15 protein-coding genes and 1 pseudogene are annotated in these 15,546 nt (G+C 33.8%); 7 read left to right on the forward strand and 9 right to left on the reverse strand.

Annotated features, from left to right (window positions below; all coding sequences use genetic code 11):
- Positions 1 to 41 precede the first annotated feature (41 nt).
- The 5 genes from OPR29_RS03020 to OPR29_RS03040 all read left to right on the forward strand — a co-directional run bounded on the left by OPR29_RS03020 (position 42) and on the right by OPR29_RS03040 (position 2,940).
- Positions 42 to 902 carry a hypothetical protein gene (locus OPR29_RS03020; protein ID WP_213863723.1) on the forward strand — a complete coding sequence of 287 codons (861 nt, stop codon included), beginning with the start codon at positions 42 to 44 and terminating at the stop codon, positions 900 to 902.
- A gap of 264 nt (positions 903 to 1,166) precedes the next feature.
- Positions 1,167 to 1,295, forward strand: coding sequence for a hypothetical protein (locus OPR29_RS03025; protein ID WP_019078577.1), 129 nt, complete (start codon positions 1,167 to 1,169; stop codon positions 1,293 to 1,295).
- Entirely contained in the window at positions 1,270 to 1,479 is a 210-nt protein-coding gene (locus tag OPR29_RS03030) for a hypothetical protein (protein WP_012481750.1), read from the forward strand. The genes OPR29_RS03025 and OPR29_RS03030 overlap by 26 nt, the downstream gene beginning before the upstream one ends.
- 175 nt (positions 1,480 to 1,654) lie before the next feature.
- Positions 1,655 to 2,188 carry an HK97 family phage prohead protease gene (locus OPR29_RS03035; RefSeq protein WP_007302694.1) on the forward strand — a complete coding sequence of 178 codons (534 nt, stop codon included), beginning with the start codon at positions 1,655 to 1,657 and terminating at the stop codon, positions 2,186 to 2,188.
- A 101-nt stretch (positions 2,189 to 2,289) separates the two neighbouring features.
- Entirely contained in the window at positions 2,290 to 2,940 is a 651-nt protein-coding gene (locus tag OPR29_RS03040) for a hypothetical protein (RefSeq protein ID WP_265025042.1), read from the forward strand.
- On the opposite strand, the gene OPR29_RS03045 is transcribed toward OPR29_RS03040, so the two are convergent.
- Positions 2,918 to 3,931 carry an IS110 family RNA-guided transposase gene (locus OPR29_RS03045; RefSeq protein ID WP_264376686.1) on the reverse strand — a complete coding sequence of 338 codons (1,014 nt, stop codon included), beginning with the start codon at positions 3,929 to 3,931 and terminating at the stop codon, positions 2,918 to 2,920. The genes OPR29_RS03040 and OPR29_RS03045 overlap by 23 nt on opposite strands.
- 276 nt (positions 3,932 to 4,207) lie before the next feature.
- Between OPR29_RS03045 and OPR29_RS03050 the strand changes: the two genes are divergently transcribed.
- Positions 4,208 to 5,893 carry a coiled-coil domain-containing protein gene (locus OPR29_RS03050; RefSeq protein WP_265025043.1) on the forward strand — a complete coding sequence of 562 codons (1,686 nt, stop codon included), beginning with the start codon at positions 4,208 to 4,210 and terminating at the stop codon, positions 5,891 to 5,893.
- On the opposite strand, the gene OPR29_RS03055 is transcribed toward OPR29_RS03050, so the two are convergent.
- Positions 5,886 to 7,112 carry a CCA tRNA nucleotidyltransferase gene (locus OPR29_RS03055; RefSeq protein ID WP_265025044.1) on the reverse strand — a complete coding sequence of 409 codons (1,227 nt, stop codon included), beginning with the start codon at positions 7,110 to 7,112 and terminating at the stop codon, positions 5,886 to 5,888. The genes OPR29_RS03050 and OPR29_RS03055 overlap by 8 nt on opposite strands.
- Before the next feature lie 333 nt (positions 7,113 to 7,445).
- Entirely contained in the window at positions 7,446 to 9,275 is a 1,830-nt protein-coding gene (gene typA, locus OPR29_RS03060; protein WP_007302691.1) for a translational GTPase TypA, read from the reverse strand.
- Between the two features lie 222 nt (positions 9,276 to 9,497).
- Between typA and gltX the strand changes: the two genes are divergently transcribed.
- On the forward strand, positions 9,498 to 10,832 hold the full coding sequence (gltX, locus tag OPR29_RS03065) for a glutamate--tRNA ligase (protein ID WP_052264733.1): 1,335 nt from the start codon (positions 9,498 to 9,500) through the stop codon (positions 10,830 to 10,832).
- Positions 10,833 to 11,063: 231 nt separating this feature from the next.
- Here gltX and OPR29_RS06070 read toward each other — a convergent pair.
- The 6 genes and pseudogenes from OPR29_RS06070 to OPR29_RS03100 form a co-directional block, all read right to left on the reverse strand.
- Positions 11,064 to 11,999: pseudogene (locus OPR29_RS06070) on the reverse strand (IS5 family transposase).
- A 142-nt stretch (positions 12,000 to 12,141) separates the two neighbouring features.
- The gene (holA, locus tag OPR29_RS03080; RefSeq protein WP_007302689.1) at positions 12,142 to 13,161 is read right to left on the reverse strand and encodes a DNA polymerase III subunit delta; all 1,020 of its coding nucleotides are present in this window, start codon (positions 13,159 to 13,161) and stop codon (positions 12,142 to 12,144) included.
- Positions 13,162 to 13,166: 5 nt separating this feature from the next.
- Entirely contained in the window at positions 13,167 to 13,349 is a 183-nt protein-coding gene (locus OPR29_RS03085) for a hypothetical protein (protein WP_007302688.1), read from the reverse strand.
- Between the two features lie 114 nt (positions 13,350 to 13,463).
- Positions 13,464 to 14,273, reverse strand: coding sequence for a metal ABC transporter permease (locus OPR29_RS03090; protein WP_015588476.1), 810 nt, complete (start codon positions 14,271 to 14,273; stop codon positions 13,464 to 13,466).
- On the reverse strand, positions 14,267 to 14,584 hold the full coding sequence (locus tag OPR29_RS03095) for an Mth938-like domain-containing protein (protein ID WP_265025434.1): 318 nt from the start codon (positions 14,582 to 14,584) through the stop codon (positions 14,267 to 14,269). Before OPR29_RS03095 ends, OPR29_RS03090 begins: the two co-directional genes overlap by 7 nt.
- Before the next feature lie 34 nt (positions 14,585 to 14,618).
- On the reverse strand, positions 14,619 to 15,485 hold the full coding sequence (locus OPR29_RS03100) for a 4-(cytidine 5'-diphospho)-2-C-methyl-D-erythritol kinase (RefSeq protein ID WP_007302685.1): 867 nt from the start codon (positions 15,483 to 15,485) through the stop codon (positions 14,619 to 14,621).
- Positions 15,486 to 15,546: the final 61 nt, after the last annotated feature.

Here is a 15,546-nt window from a genome sequence, read left to right on the forward strand (position 1 = left end):
ATAGTACTATATTATTTAACTCAATATTAATGATAATTATTATGGATTTAAAAAACTTACAACTAGAGTTGCTTAGAATAATTTTTCTCATACTTGCACCAGCTAGTGCAGAAGAAGAAAGAGATATGAAGGAGCGAGCATTAGAGATTATAAGTATATTAAAAGATCATATTAATGATGATATAGAAATGAATAATCTGAGAATGACAATTTTAGACTACATTGTCTTTTGTGATAGTCAAGATAACGTAAGGTTAAATAACAGATCGTTATTAGACTTAGAAGATGCCGTCAAAAGTATTGGAGGGAAAACTTCACAAGAGTTAGGGCGAGTAAATCAGATTCCACAGCAACCAAATAGTATTGGGTTAGCGGTAGCAGAAGCTACAATACAATATGAGGCGCATGTGAGAGAAATGGAAGAGAGAAATGTAAGGATTATCACCTCAATTGGAGTATTAGGTATAACAGCCTTAGGAGTTAATCTAGGAGTTAATCTTGGAAAATCAAAAGTGAGTGAAATTATTGGTGCAACACTTGGAGGACTATTATCCATGCCAATAATGGTCATGTTACCAGCATCAATAGCAGTAGCGTTAAAAAACAGTAATTCAGAGCTTAGAGAAGTAGTACAATATTCTCTTGATGCAACAAGTAAACCGTCAAGGATTGGGTTAGTAGCAGCTTTAGGAGCAGGCGCGATGATGTTAATTAACAATATAACTAGCAGCAGCACTGAAACAAATATGGAATTATTAGGCCCTGGTTTTATAGCTGCAACTGGAGCTGGAATTGGTGCTGCATTGTCAACGGCTTTAGCGAGAAGGATGTTTGCTACTATCTCCACAAATTTGGAAAGTACTACTATTGAACAAACAAATATTCAAGGACAGAGCATATAAACTTGTAATAGCTTCAAACTATTATAAATAACTTTCCCTACTTCCTTCTTTATCGTTACCCCGGGTGTTGTAAAACTGGGGTAATACCTTCCGCTACGAAAATCACCTACAAAACACAATCTTTTTATTCCCCCAAACAATTAGTTGTGAATTTAAGCAATCATATTAATATAGTAAATATTTACTTAATATACTAGTATTTACCTTGACTAAACAATTATAGTGCTGTATAATTTGTACTTAAGCTTTAATAGTGAGGTGTTGATGGACGCACAAGAATTAGAAAACTTACAGAAAAGTTCATCAACAAAATCCCAAGATGCTGGGGAGAAAACATCAGAAGAGTTGGGAAGAAATTTAAACCCGAATGAAGCCAATAATGATATATTCTAAAATCTATCAAGAATACGAGGGAGAAACATGGACAGAGTCATTAATGAATGGTTTTATAGCCGCTGTTTCATTGGGATTTGGCTTCCTTCTAGGAAAAGCTACAAACGAAGCTGTTTCTACAAATCTGGAAAACGCTGCTGTTGAACAACCCAATGTGCAACAAACCCTACCCTTATGTATATAAAATGACAAATTTTATAACTAAAAAAGTACTTCCACATTTTCAAAGCACTGCATACAATAGAATTATATTGTAGTGCCTTATACTCATCCTGAGATATAGGAAAACAATCTATACAACATTTTAAGCTGGCTCAGAGCGCTGGCAAACCCAATACCATAATTTACAAGGAGGACTTATGAATAAGAAATTTCTCTATTCACCATTATCAATAAAAAGCATAGAAGAAAACGGAGTATTTTCTGGCTATGCAAGCGTTTTTAATATAGTTGATAAGCAAAATGATCTGATATTACCAGGAGCATTTAAGAATAACTTAAATAAAAGTCAGATAAAACTTCTTTGGCAGCACAATCCGAGCGAGCCTATAGGTAATATTACGGATATTTGCGAAAATGATATTGGCCTATATATAACTGCACATTTGCTTTTTGGTATTCAAAAAGCAGAGGAAGCATATTTAATGCTCAAAACTGGAACTATTAACGGGCTTTCGATTGGCTATATACCAATAGAGTATGATGTTGATCATGAAAGCGGAGCTCGAGTGTTAAAACAAGTGGAGCTATGGGAAGTTAGTTTGGTCACTTTCCCTGCAAATTTGGCAGCTCAGGTAATCAACGTGAAAAATCAGCACAATGAACAAGAAATGTTAGCAAGAGCAATAGAAAAAGCAAATTCTGTGCTTACGAACATGTGTATTTCTACTTAAAATCTATAAAAATTTTCACACAATTTAACATTTATATTATTATTTATTTAACAATTATATTAATATATATAACTTCAATACTTTAAAAATTAGGTAATTTTATGCTAAATGCTAACAATAAGGTTAATTACGAACCTAAACAAAAGGAAAAAAAATATAGCTTATCCACTGTGCTTGCTTGGCTATATCTAAAAACAATTGGACGAATGTTGCCAGAAAAGTGGAATCAATGGGCAAAGAGTATCCTACATTACAATATTGCAGATAATGTGGTTCAGACTGATGATCTTTTAAATTCTAACAGAGAAAAGGAATTGAAGGATGAAAATGAGAGATTAAAAGAAAAGTTGAAAGAAGGTAGTAAGAAGGAGGAAAATCAGTCAAATTTAAATCAGGAATTAACTAAAAAAGAGAAAGAAATTACTAAACTTAAAGAACAAGTAAAATCATTAGGAGAGGAAAAAGAAATATTTGCTAAATTTTTTGCAGCACAAGCACAGCAGATTGAAGACTTAGAATTAGAAAATGAAGAGTTAAAGTCTAAACTTGCAGGACTTAAAAAGAACTATAGTGAATTGGTAAAAATTGCAGAAAAAAGATACTGTCTTGCTAGTCAACAAAAAAATTACTCAAGCTGTATCATAAAATCAAAAAATACTTCTGATTGTGTAACAGTACACAGATTACAGTTAGTGAATATGTTGAATGGATTGGAAGCATTTTTTGATTTTAAACTACAGTCAACATCCTAGTTCTGTAATTCTTGATATGATTTGGATCAAAAGCACTTTTGGATGTCAGGATACCGAAAATGATATGGAGTAGCTTACGCATTGCAGCTCCCACAATTGCCATATTATGCTTACCCTTCTTCTTTAGTCTTTGGCAAAAACTCACAATGATAGGATTGTGATTCTTGGCTACTATGGCAGGAAAGAAAAGGGCCTTACGTAATGTTTGTGAACCTGATTTACTTAATCTTGGTTTAGAATGTACAGATGAACCTGATGTTATATTTTTCGGTATAACTCCTGTATATGCTGCCAATTGTCTGGCATCTCTAAAAGCTTTTATGTCAGGGATTTCAGCTAAAATAGCTACTGCTGATTCCTCTCCTATGCCTGGAATAGTCAGTAGAAGTTGAAAATTTTCCAACAACTCTTTGTGTTGCTTTAATAGTTCACGTACGGAGTTTTTTATTGTTTCTATTTTTTGAGCTATATTCATTGCAAGGTCTTCCCAAGCATTTGCAACTTCTTTAGGCAGTCTCTCTTTTTTTTCTAGGTGGTTATTTACTAATGCTAATTCATCTTTTAACGCAACTGAGCAACGATAAAGATGTTTTAATTTTTTCATTTCAGAAGAAGGTGGTGTCCAACGAGTTGGTTCCTGTCTTTGGCAATAATCAGCAATAATTTCTGCATCAGTCTGATCATTCTTTTGTCTTACGAGTTTACTCCTTGTATAAGATTTAATACAATAAGGATTTACAACACTAACAAAATGTCCAGCATTGTGCAGAAATTCAGCCAAAGCTTCGCTATAACAACCAGTAGCCTCCATGCATGACTTTACTTCTTCCACATTATGCTTTTGTAGAAAACTCAGCAGACCTTGAAACCCAAGATCATCGTTCTTAAAGCTTCTTTTCCTAGTTTCACGCTTTTCTTTTTTACTTATGAATGAAAGAAAAACATCAAAGCGATCTTTTGATACATCAATTCCAAGAAAGTTGTTGATCATATATAACCCCATACGTTACCATTTAAAACGAAAAGTAAGGCTAACCTTGTGGATACAGAATTAGAGCCATTTAGGTCTTTCTACGATACCGTCCAGCCTATACTTTTGAGGAGGGAACTCTTATCTTTCTTACAGATTTTATATCTAAGAGGGGAAACAGAGTTCTTCCCTCCTCCACCTAATGCTTAAGCTTAAAACATTAGATGCTTTTTACAAGATACAAGAGGAGAAGAATTTTTAGCACAGTTCAAGGAAAAGTCTGAGGAGATATTACATTTGCAGAAAGAATTAATTGAGTGCAGCAAAGAATTTGCAAATAAAATAGAAATGCTCTCAGTAAGGGTAGAAGAAAAAGATGGGGAAATAGGTAGTTTAACGGAATTAAATAAAACATTAGAACAAGAGAAAAAGGAAATGGAGAATAAAAATAATGCACAACAGCAAACTATATTTACAAAAGACCAAAAAATAAAAGAACAAGAGGATTTAATAAAGTCATTTCATGAAAATAAAGACATAAATGAAACTGTGAAGAAAGAGAATGAAAACCTACGAGTGCAAAAAACAGAACTTGAGAATGAAGTTAGTAAGTTAGAAGACGAATCTGATGCTAAAATAAAGGAATTAAAAAATCAACTTGAGGAGAAACAAGCAGAATTAGAACAAGCTAAGAAAAAAAATACTGAAGTAGAGGACCTTACAAGAGAATTGGAAAGTACTCAGCAACAATTAGAGCAAGAAAAGACTAATCTAAATACCATTGAAAAAAAGAAACAGGATTTAGAAAGTGAAATTAATGAATTGAAAGAACAAGCTAAGGAAAAAGATGCTGAAGTAGAGAATCTTAAACAACAATTAGAGAAAGAAAAGACTAATCTAAATACCATTGAAAAAGAGAAAAAAGAATTAGAAAGTGAAGTTGACAAATTGCAGGAAAAATCACAGAAATTAGAAGAAAGTAACGTTGAAATAAAGAAACAAAAGGCCGATTTAGAGAAAAAATTAGAGTTTTCACAAGGGGAGAATAAAAAGTTGCAAGAACAAGTTGAACATCTGAGTGCAGAACAAGAAAAAGCGAAAAGTGTTGCAGTATTATCTATTACGGATAGTACAAAAACACTTAATGAAAATTTGACATTAAAAAATCAACAGATTGAAAGTTTAATAGCTGAAGGTAGACAACAAAAGTTACAAAACAAGCAAAAAGACTCTAGTAAAAAGCCAGAAGATATTAATAAAAAAACTAAAGCAGATACAAAGAGTATTTTCTCTACTTCTGGTTCTATTAAGTCAAAATTTTCAAATGGTTTCTCTAAGCTTCGTGGGAATAAGAATCTCGATAAATTTTTATCTGATCAAAATGAAAAATTGAAAAAAAGTTTTCCTGAATTTAAAGGAGAACACTTTTGCCATAACGTGCTTGAGGAAACTATAAAGTCTCTATCAAATCAAGGTGATGGTAAATTTGAAAGTGATAAGTTACTTGCACTGTTGGAAGAGAATTTGATTAAATCTGGAAGAGCGATCATAGAAACTCAAGTTAACAAAGTTGTTACAGAAGTTGGTAAAAAACATTCTATCGAACAGGTATTTTTTGTTGAAGAGTGCGCAAAAGAGTTGTATTTAAATGAAGAAGATAGTAAAGCAATACTAAATTCTTTCAAAGAATTTTTGGCTCAGGGAAGTGTTAGCAATAATGATTCAGTCAAAAAATTTGTTGTGCAGAAGTTAACGAAAGCTGAAATGAAATGTTTTTCAGATAAGATTCAACAACTGGCATCAAGTATAAGAGATAAATTTTTATGCCCAGATCAGAAAATGTGCGTTCAAACTTCAGAAGAAAACAATGAATACCAATTAACAAAAAAAGCTAAAGAAAAATACAAATTAACACCTAATCCTTCCATGAGTCACACTAATAGCACTCCGGTAAGTGTGAAGCAAGAAGCAATGTCTAGATAAAACTTTTAGCATAAAGTATCAGCTCCTCCTTTGTTAAAGTGTAGGAGCTGTCTTCCCAGTGTTGTCGTAGCAATTCCAAGTTTCTACCTAAATTTTTTCCTGGTTGATGACCTATAGTTATTAAATCATCACCAGATAAAGGAAATTTTGGAATGTTAAACATCTTAGCAAATGAAATATACTCATCAACATTTATTCCAGACTCAATACCACAAATCTTCATTAAGTCACAATATAATTCCTTACCAAATAAAGATATGTATTTCTTTTGCTCTTTTTCTGAAAGCTCTGTTTTGATATTGTTTGATAATAAAAATAATATTTTTTTCTTTTGCTTATTTGAAAGACGTAAAAACTTGCTCACTTCTTCCCCAAGACTAACTCTATCTTCAGCAGTCCTAATAAGCAACGCTAATTTTGTTAGTGCATCGATTGTGGGATCTAGGAAAGGCGTATGGCCATACGCTGAGGGTTTTGTAGGAGGTTTAGTGTTGATAAGAAGTGGTGAAGATAAAATTTCGCATTTTACTTCTTTTGGAATAATTTTTTGTAAAACATCAGATTTTTGCATGCTCTTAAGTGTTGGAGCAGGATCATTGCATTCCAAGAGTTTAAATATTTCTTCTCTTATTCTCTCTCCAGAGAGGTTTTGAATCATGTGCGAATGCTTTTTGCACACATCCAATATTTCATCACTTAAATCTCCTATGCATATTTTAGCGTGAAAACGAAACGCTCTTAAAATACGTAGATAGTCTTCCTTAATCCTATCTTCAGCGTTACCTATAAAGTTTAACTTTCGTGCTTTTAAGTCCTGAATGCCACCAAAGTAGTCGTATATATGGCCATATTTGTCTGCATAAAGAGCATTAAACGTAAAGTCGCGCCTTGAAGCATCAGCTTGCCAATCATTAGTAAATTCTACCTTCGCATGTCTACCGTCACACTTTATATCATGCCTTAGCGTTGTAATCTCAAAGGATCTTTTATTTAAAATCGCAGTAATAGTTCCATGTTTTAAGCCAGTTGGAATAGTTTTTATATTACGGAGTTTTAACGCTTTAACTGCTTGATTAGGCAGCAGATTAGTAGCAAGATCGATGTCGTGAATGTCACGCTGTAAAATTGAATCTCTAACACATCCACCAACAAGCCTTGCCTCACCACCAAATTTCTCTATGGCCTCAATAATTACACTAGTTTCGTGATCAATTTGCATTTAGGTTACACATACTGAAAATCATGTTACAAAAAATGCGAAACTTTTGCAAAAATCCTCATATAAAAATATATAGGCAGGAGAGTGGTAAAATAAGAGGGTAAAGTGATAGAGTAAGTCTACAACAAATCCAGTGCCTAGAAACTTATAAGTATAAAAGTAATGTTAAAATACAATGTTTTCGATGATTATAAAAAAGCTGGATGAGCCACTTGCATGACACCTTTGTAGCCTTCTCTTGTCATCCCAATACCTGCTCAAGTAACTGACACTGGTTCCCTTTATGATGGTGTTATCCGAGTAGCTCATCCAGATTTTTATCAGGAACGTTGATTACTCTTTATTCTTCGCCCTTCCTGCACGTTTACGTTCATTTGGATCGAGGAACTTCTTACGCAAACGTATAGATTTTGGAGTTACTTCTACCAATTCATCATCGTCTATATATGCTATCATATCCTCCAGTGTCATTATTTTTGGTGGAGTAAGCTTTATAGCTTCATCGCTACCTGAAGCTCTTACGTTTGTTAATTGCTTACCTTTAAGTACATTTATTTCTAAATCATTGTCACGACTATGCTGACCGACAATCATACCACAATATACCTTATCTTGTGGCTTAACAAACATAATTCCCCTATCTTGCAGATTGAAAATTGCATACGCTACTGCTTCGCCTTTGTCTGTTGAAATTAAAACCCCATTACGCCTTCCGGAAATTGAACCTTTATGTGGAGCATAACTGTGAAATAAACGGTTGATTATACCAGTGCCGCGAGAATCAGTTAAAAATTCTCCTTGATAGCCAATTAATCCCCTTGATGGCACTAAAAATGTCAACCTAGTTCTGCCACTACCAGAAGGTCTCATGTCAGTTACTTCACCTTTTCGAAAGCTAAGTTTTTCCATGATGATTCCACTATACTCATCATCTACATCAATTACTACTTCCTCTATAGGTTCAAGTTTTTTGCCATCTTCTTCTTTAAACAGCACTCGAGGCCGTGAAACTGAAAGTTCAAAACCTTCCCTTCTCATATTTTCAATCAGTACCCCAAGCTGCAACTCACCACGTCCACCTACTTCAAATGCTTCACCACTTGGAGCCAAAGTTACAGTAATTGCAACGTTTGTTTCTGCTTCTGCATATAAACGATCTTTTATAACAGTTGAGGTAAGTTTTGTTCCCTCTTGCCCAGCAAAAGGTGAGTCATTCACGCTTATAGTAATCGCCATTGTTGGCGGGTCAACTGGAGTTGAGCTGATCGCAGTTGTAACTTCTGGTGCTGCTATAGTGTCTGAAACTGAAGCTTTCTCAAGTCCTGCAATGGCAATGATATCACCAGCTACAGCTTGCTCTACTGGAACGCGTTTTAAGCCAGAAAATGAGAGTAACTTAGTTAATCTCCCTCGCTCAACCACTTGACCATCAAGATCAATTACCTTAAGATCTGAGTTAACTTGCGCGATTCCTTGGTAAATCTTTCCTGTCAATATTCTGCCAAGAAATTTATCAGATTCAAGTAAAGTAACTAGCATAGCAAAAGGTGCATTTTGATCATAAACGGAAGGTTTTATGTAATCTATCACCGTTGAAAATAATGGGCTTAAATCTTTTCTCTCATCAGATAGCTCCTTAGCACACCAACCATTTCTACCTGAAGCATAGAGTACTGGAAAATCTAGTTGCTCGTTGGTTGCATCAAGGTTAAAAAATAACTCATATATTTCATTTAGTACTTCATCAATTCTGCTGTCTGGTCGATCAACCTTATTGATTATCACAATCGGTTTTAAATTTGCCTTTAGTGCTTTTGACAACACAAACTTAGTCTGTGGCATTGGACCTTCTGCAGCATCAACCAGTAGTAATACACCATCTGCCATGCAGAGCACCCTTTCCACTTCTCCACCAAAATCCGCATGTCCTGGTGTATCAATGATATTGATTTTCTCATCACCCCACATTATTGACGTACATTTTGCAAGTATTGTAATCCCACGTTCACGTTCTTGATCACCACTATCCATCACTCGTTCTTGAACTTCTTGATTCTCACGAAACGTGCCACTTTGTTTTAACATGTTATCAAGTAAAGTAGTTTTTCCGTGGTCAACGTGTGCAATTATTGCAATATTGCGGATTGATTTAAATTCACTCATTTCTTATCATTTCAAATTTAATTTAATAACAAGTATACGTATAATATATTTAGAGTAAATAACTAAAGCCGTGCTTTCAGAGTATTTTAGGCAGATCATGGAACTCTAACAAAAAGGTTTCATGTTCGCTGTACTTCGTAGCAACTAACACCAAGACAAAGAAGAATCTTGCTTTAGCAGTACATTTATATAAAATTAAAATAAACTAAAGTAATCATTTAAATGCTAACAAGATTCGCTCCAAGCCCAACTGGCTACCTACATGTAGGAAACATACGCACTGCACTCATTTGTTGGATGTACACACGTAATCAAAATGGAAAATTTTTACTACGTTTTGATGATACTGATCTTGAGCGTTCAGATATCAAATATGTAGATAATATCATAGAAGACCTAAAATGGATTGGCATAAATTGGAATTCAAGTTTTAAGCAATCAGAGCGTTTTGAGCGCTATAACGAGGTGTTCTTACAGTTAATGAAAGAAGGTCATATTTATGCATGTTATGAAACAAGAGAAGAATTAGACACTAAACGAAAATTGCAATTAAAACAAGGTCTTCCCCCTGTTTACGATAAAGGTGCGTTGCTTTTAACTGAGCAAGAGAAAATTCGTTATGAGCAAGAAGGACGAAAACCACATTTCAGATTTAAATTGGATAGAAATAAAACTGTAAAATGGAATGATGAAGTTAAAGGCGAAATAAATATTGCAACAATTCATATCAGCGATCCTGTAGTAAAAAGAGAAGATGGAATTTATACGTACATGCTACCTTCTGTTATTGATGACATTGACTTTAATGTAACCCATGTTGTACGTGGGGAAGATCATGTAACTAATACCGCAGTTCAGATTCAAATGATTCAAGCATTAAAAGCGAAAATTCCTATCTTTGCCCACCTTCCCTTACTACACTTTGATGATAGCAAAATATCGAAACGGAAAGGCGGGCTGGATATTAAGTCCATAAGAGAAGATGAGATTGAATCAATGGCGCTAACTAGCTATTTAGCAAAGCTTGGAACATCTGATCCGATAGAAGCTTATATTGATATGCAGTCTTTAATTGACTCATTTGATATCAAAAAATTTAGTTCAGCATCTTTACAATTCAGCTTGAGTGAAATGTATAAGCTAAATAGCAAAGTGCTACAACAAATGCCATTTGAAATGGTGCAAGATCGTTTAAGTCAAATTGGCTCAGAGTTTTGGTATTTTATAAGGAGTAATATAGAAAAGTTTTCTGAAGTGGCCAAATGGTGGAAAATATGCAAATTTGGTATAGAACCTGTGGTTCTTAATAAAGAGTTTATAAAAATAGCGCTAAGCACATTACCTCAAGGTGATTGTAATGAAAACACATTATCAGAGTGGGTTAAAAATATTCGACAGACAATTGATATAAAGGCAAAAGATCTATTTATGCAGTTGCGCCTCGCTTTAACAGGAACAGAAACAGGTCCAGAACTCGCTAAATTATTAATTTTTATCGGTAGAGAGAGCATTATTGCAAGGTTAGAAGAAAGCCAAAGAATTATACAAAAGGTTTAAATGCACCGAATGTATTTTGAATGACACCAATAAGCATTGTTCAGGAAATGTGAAAATATTAGATTTCTTGTCATTCCAGTTTCTGCTCCTGTCATTCAAGTAGCTAACACTGGAATCCATAATCTCGCCAAAACGTTGTATTTTAAAATAACTTCTATACATATCCCATATTTCTGGATCCCAGTGGGCTTTGTTGCATAACACTTCATGTAGTGGTGATTTACGACAAATTCATGTAACTATTTCAAATTTAGCCATACCAAAATCAGTAAATTTGTTAAGCAAATAACACTTGAGTAGCAGTTCCTTTTCACGATTAACCTCAGATTTGTTACGAAAATTAAATCCGAATATTTGTTTCAGTCGCGAGAAAAAACTTTCTATATAAGATCTTTTTCCGTAGTTTATTTGCCTTTTCCACATCTTTATATTATCTTTATCATATGACTTTATTAGTCTAATTGCAGCATTTCTCTCTGCCATATAGTCTAACTTTGGATGCTCTACTGCATTATTTTGCAGAGGAATTTTTGTCTTTATCCCAAGTTCATTGCACAATTTATATAATTTCTTTCGGTTATATGCCCTATCTCCATACAGTGTGCTTATATTGAGCTTCAACTCTTTCAATAAGATCACAGGTTCCGTAATGATCAGAATAAACTCCTCTACTATATTTTGCAGCTATGACTTTTTTGCTACCTATCTCCAGCATTACATGCAGCTTTCTTACCTGTTTATAACTGCGATACTTCGCTATTTTCCTTACTGTGACCAGGGGTATTATCTGATACTTGTACTATCTATGGCAATTTCAATACCTTCCGTATCATTTTTGTTAACTCTACAGTCACTGATCTTAATATTGAGTTTTCTAAACCTCCTTGAAGCTTGTGAATAGCTGATAATCTGCAAATTTTTTCCTATTTGCTGCAAATACCCTTCTATAAACCCTACCGTTTGTCTTAAGCCAATTCTAAAGAGATTAGCGACTATATGCACTAAAATCACAACTTTATCGCTATAAATATAGTTGCCACCAGCCATTTTTGGACCTTTTTCGTACCAATTCTCAATTGCTTCATTAATAAAATGAAAAATATTTCCCCTCTCTTGGAGAAATTTGTTATATTCATGGCAGTTACTGACTCTCATTTTTTGTGACATATTTTTCTTTCGTAGGTTAAATGCTTGTCTTATAGTGAATTTTGTCAGTAACTGCTAGCTCTTTTTACTTGAGTGATGCAACAAAGCCATCCCAGTGTCAGCTACTTTCATGACAACATTTAGTTGTTTTTTCTCGTCTACCTTATTTTACTACTCTGCTGAACGAATAACACCAATAGTTAATCTCATGCTGAAAGATCATTTTATGGTCCAAGTCAGTTCTTTTACAAGTCACTTCCAAGCTCATCAAATTTTCTAAGATCTTCTTAAGTTCTGAAAGTTGCAAACTTTTCAAATGAGATTTAAAACTCTGCAATTGTTTGAAGAACAATGGAGGACTCAGCTGGTCAATTGCAGCTTGTTCATTCATTCCATTTTGTATTAACAGCAAAACGCTTTCTAGCCGTAGAAAATAATTTGATATAATACGGATTAATGCTATCGGTGAAAAATTCTCTTGTAATATCAATACATCGGAAATTTTGATGAATTGTCCCATGTCTTTACTCACTATTGCAGAGCACAGATTATCAAGTGTAACATAATCATTGCCGGAGGTTGAAAAGCATAGATCTATATCAGCAAGTTTAAGATCTTTTCTTTTTCCTAGATATAAAACTAATTTTTCAAGCTCTGAATATATAGGCAGTTTGCTATGATTAAAATAAGACTGCAAGTGGTAGATTATCTCACTTGTGCACTCTATATCATTTTGTTTCAAGTAACTTGATATAATATCACAAAGATTACTACCGCTGTCCTTATAGCAGGTAATGACACCGAAAATTTTTGAGCTTTCCATATAACTTTTAGTTGTAGAACTATATGGAAGATCATTTGCTATCATTACTATATAATGATCGCCTATATTATGATCCAATATGTTTCTTAACTCTTTAGATATACTTCCACTGACATTTATCAGCTTAACTAACCTTTTTTTAGTAAACATCGAAATGTTTGCCAACTCGGAAAATAACAAGCCAGGCGACTTATTCACTACTGCAAAATCCATCACCTGAACTGAATACTCATTCAAGTTGGCAATTATTTCCTGTACAAAAATATCGACCTTACTATTGTCACTCCCATGAATTAATACACCACTTAAAGTATCGGGTTTCTCAAGGAATTTTTTAACTTTAGATGGCGTGATTCTCATGCCATCTATATTATATTATCACTATTTGGTGGTACATCATTTGATTGCACATCAGTTTCCAACAATTCTGAGCTTTCTTGATTTGCTGTATTCTGCATATCATCAGACACTTCTTTCTTTCCCGTAACATAATTATAAAAATTTTTTATAGGCTGTCCTATATATCTAGAAAAAAATCCTTCGGCCATATCTTTCACTCCACAAATTAACAATTAGCACATAAAAACAACGTAGCAAAAACTACTTTACGCTCAGATAGTTACACTCATTTGTTAATGAATTATGAACTTCCGAGACCAAAATTAAGTCGATCTACTTAACACCAATCTTATAAAATAAGCAATGATTAAATACACAGCTGCGATAAGTATAATTGCAGGTCCAGTTAATAAGTCAAAACTTGCAGATAATATCAAACCTGATACTCCAGAAATCACAGAAAAAACTGTTGCAACAATAATCATTTGCATTGGAGTTTTTGAAATGAGTCTTGCTGATGCAGCAGGTATTAACAAAAATGCAGCAATGAGTAATATTCCTATTAATTGAGCAGAAATTGCAATAAAGATAGCGAGTATAATCAAAAATTCTAGCCTAACAAAATTAACATTTACTTTCTCAACTGTTGCCAAATCTTGATTAATCGAAATCATCAGCCAATAGCGCCATCTAAATATTAATATCAAAGTAACTATTACGGAGGTTAGAAAAATTGATATTATATTACTTTGGTCAATCATTAATATGTCACCAAAAAGTGAGCTAATAATACTATTATTACCTGATGGAAGAAAAGACATAAGTATTAAACTCGATGATAAAACTACATTGGTAACTATGTTCAATATCGTATCAGCAGAGTATAATTTATTAAAATTAAGAGAAAGTAGTATAGCAAACATAATTGCAATGAGCATTATACTTACCGATGGGCTGATATTAAAGATCAAAGCAAGTGCAATACCAAGCAATGAAGAATGGGACAAACTATCACCCAAATACGATAACCTTTGCCATATCATAAATGACCCTAGAGCTCCTGTGACTAGGCTAATCATAATTACCGCAATTAGACTGTTTATAAAAAAACTCTGTGTAAATATCTCTAACATGCTATCAGATAACTGACAACAAATCTATCTTCAGATATTAAAACGTTATGGGTTCTGCATGCAGAACCCGTCGTCATAAATTCAAAATTTAAATTCTTTTGCTCCATAAGATAAGACTTCATTGAACAATCGCGTATCTTACCAGTACCTATTATCAAAATCTCTATTTCCTCTGTTAAAAAAGATTTAAAATACTCCTTGTTATTTATATCACTTTCTTTCAATTCAATCACCTTTTCAGGAAAAATTATAATTGAGCCATGATATTCTTGATTATTTACCCAAAATCTTTCTTCCCTGTAACCATCTATAAGATTTTTCTTCTTGGATAATTAAGGGCATAAATCAAACCATTAATTCCGTGTCGCACACCCACCATTCTGGATATTCCTTTTTGATATTTGCCGCTGCAGCTTTTGCACTTTCTTCACTATCAAACATTCCAAAACACCCTACACCACTACCTGACATACGAGAAAGTATAGAGCCTTCTTGTGACTCTAGTGTTGATATTACATTCTGAATTTCAGGTACAAGACTTATTGCTGCTTCTTGCAGGTCATTTTTTGTCTCTTTAAGAAGCTCTAACAAATTCTCCTCAGTGTTATCACTCCACTTAATTGGCTGAGAGAAATCCTCTTTATACTTGGAAAATACTTCTGATGTATTCAAAAACTTTTTTTTCGGTTTCACAAGTACCAGACTTGTGGGTAAAGAGCATTGTTTAATGGGGCATAATTCCTCACCAACACCTCTGACAAAAACTGGCTTACTATCTATACTTGCAGGTACATCAGCACCAACGCTTAAAGCTATATCATTTAAAAATTGCCTATCAATGTTCCAAAGCTCTCCCAGCATGCGTATCACAGCTCCAGCATCTGAGGAACCACTACCAAATCCCGCAGCAATTGGTACATTTTTTACAACCTTCACAGTGACTTTAGTGCGTACAGGAGCATGCCTAAGCAGTAGACTCACTGCTCTCGTTATAGTATTATATCGATAATTTATTCTAAACTCAGAATTTACAAATTCAACTGTAGAGTTATCATATCTAAAGTTTTTTTCTCCTACTTTTATCTCTAAAAAATTAGAAAGTTTAGCAAAGACAACCAAACTTTCAATTAAATGATACCCTCTTTCTTCTCTATTTATAATATGTAAAAAAAGATTGATCTTTGCAGGAGCCTTTACACAAAAACTTTCCATCTGTATATCTTCACTAACACTATCTTATTTACTATACTTGAAATGCCACTTCAGTCAAACT

It is taken from the genome of Wolbachia endosymbiont (group B) of Pammene fasciana, assembly GCF_947251495.1.
GTDB lineage: Bacteria > Pseudomonadota > Alphaproteobacteria > Rickettsiales > Anaplasmataceae > Wolbachia.

Coding starts and splice junctions, on each gene's coding strand:
- OPR29_RS03055 (WP_265025044.1), bottom strand. CDS start 7,112: ATGCAAATTGATCACGAAACTAGTGTAATTATTGAGGCCATAGAGAAA.
- OPR29_RS03035 (WP_007302694.1), top strand. CDS start 1,655: ATGAATAAGAAATTTCTCTATTCACCATTATCAATAAAAAGCATAGAA.
- gltX (WP_052264733.1), top strand. CDS start 9,498: ATGCTAACAAGATTCGCTCCAAGCCCAACTGGCTACCTACATGTAGGA.
- OPR29_RS03025 (WP_019078577.1), top strand. CDS start 1,167: ATGGACGCACAAGAATTAGAAAACTTACAGAAAAGTTCATCAACAAAA.
- OPR29_RS03090 (WP_015588476.1), bottom strand. CDS start 14,273: ATGTTAGAGATATTTACACAGAGTTTTTTTATAAACAGTCTAATTGCG.
- typA (WP_007302691.1), bottom strand. CDS start 9,275: ATGAGTGAATTTAAATCAATCCGCAATATTGCAATAATTGCACACGTT.
- OPR29_RS03030 (WP_012481750.1), top strand. CDS start 1,270: ATGAAGCCAATAATGATATATTCTAAAATCTATCAAGAATACGAGGGA.
- OPR29_RS03020 (WP_213863723.1), top strand. CDS start 42: ATGGATTTAAAAAACTTACAACTAGAGTTGCTTAGAATAATTTTTCTC.
- OPR29_RS03085 (WP_007302688.1), bottom strand. CDS start 13,349: ATGGCCGAAGGATTTTTTTCTAGATATATAGGACAGCCTATAAAAAAT.
- OPR29_RS03045 (WP_264376686.1), bottom strand. CDS start 3,931: ATGATCAACAACTTTCTTGGAATTGATGTATCAAAAGATCGCTTTGAT.
- holA (WP_007302689.1), bottom strand. CDS start 13,161: ATGAGAATCACGCCATCTAAAGTTAAAAAATTCCTTGAGAAACCCGAT.
- OPR29_RS03100 (WP_007302685.1), bottom strand. CDS start 15,485: ATGGAAAGTTTTTGTGTAAAGGCTCCTGCAAAGATCAATCTTTTTTTA.
- OPR29_RS03040 (WP_265025042.1), top strand. CDS start 2,290: ATGCTAAATGCTAACAATAAGGTTAATTACGAACCTAAACAAAAGGAA.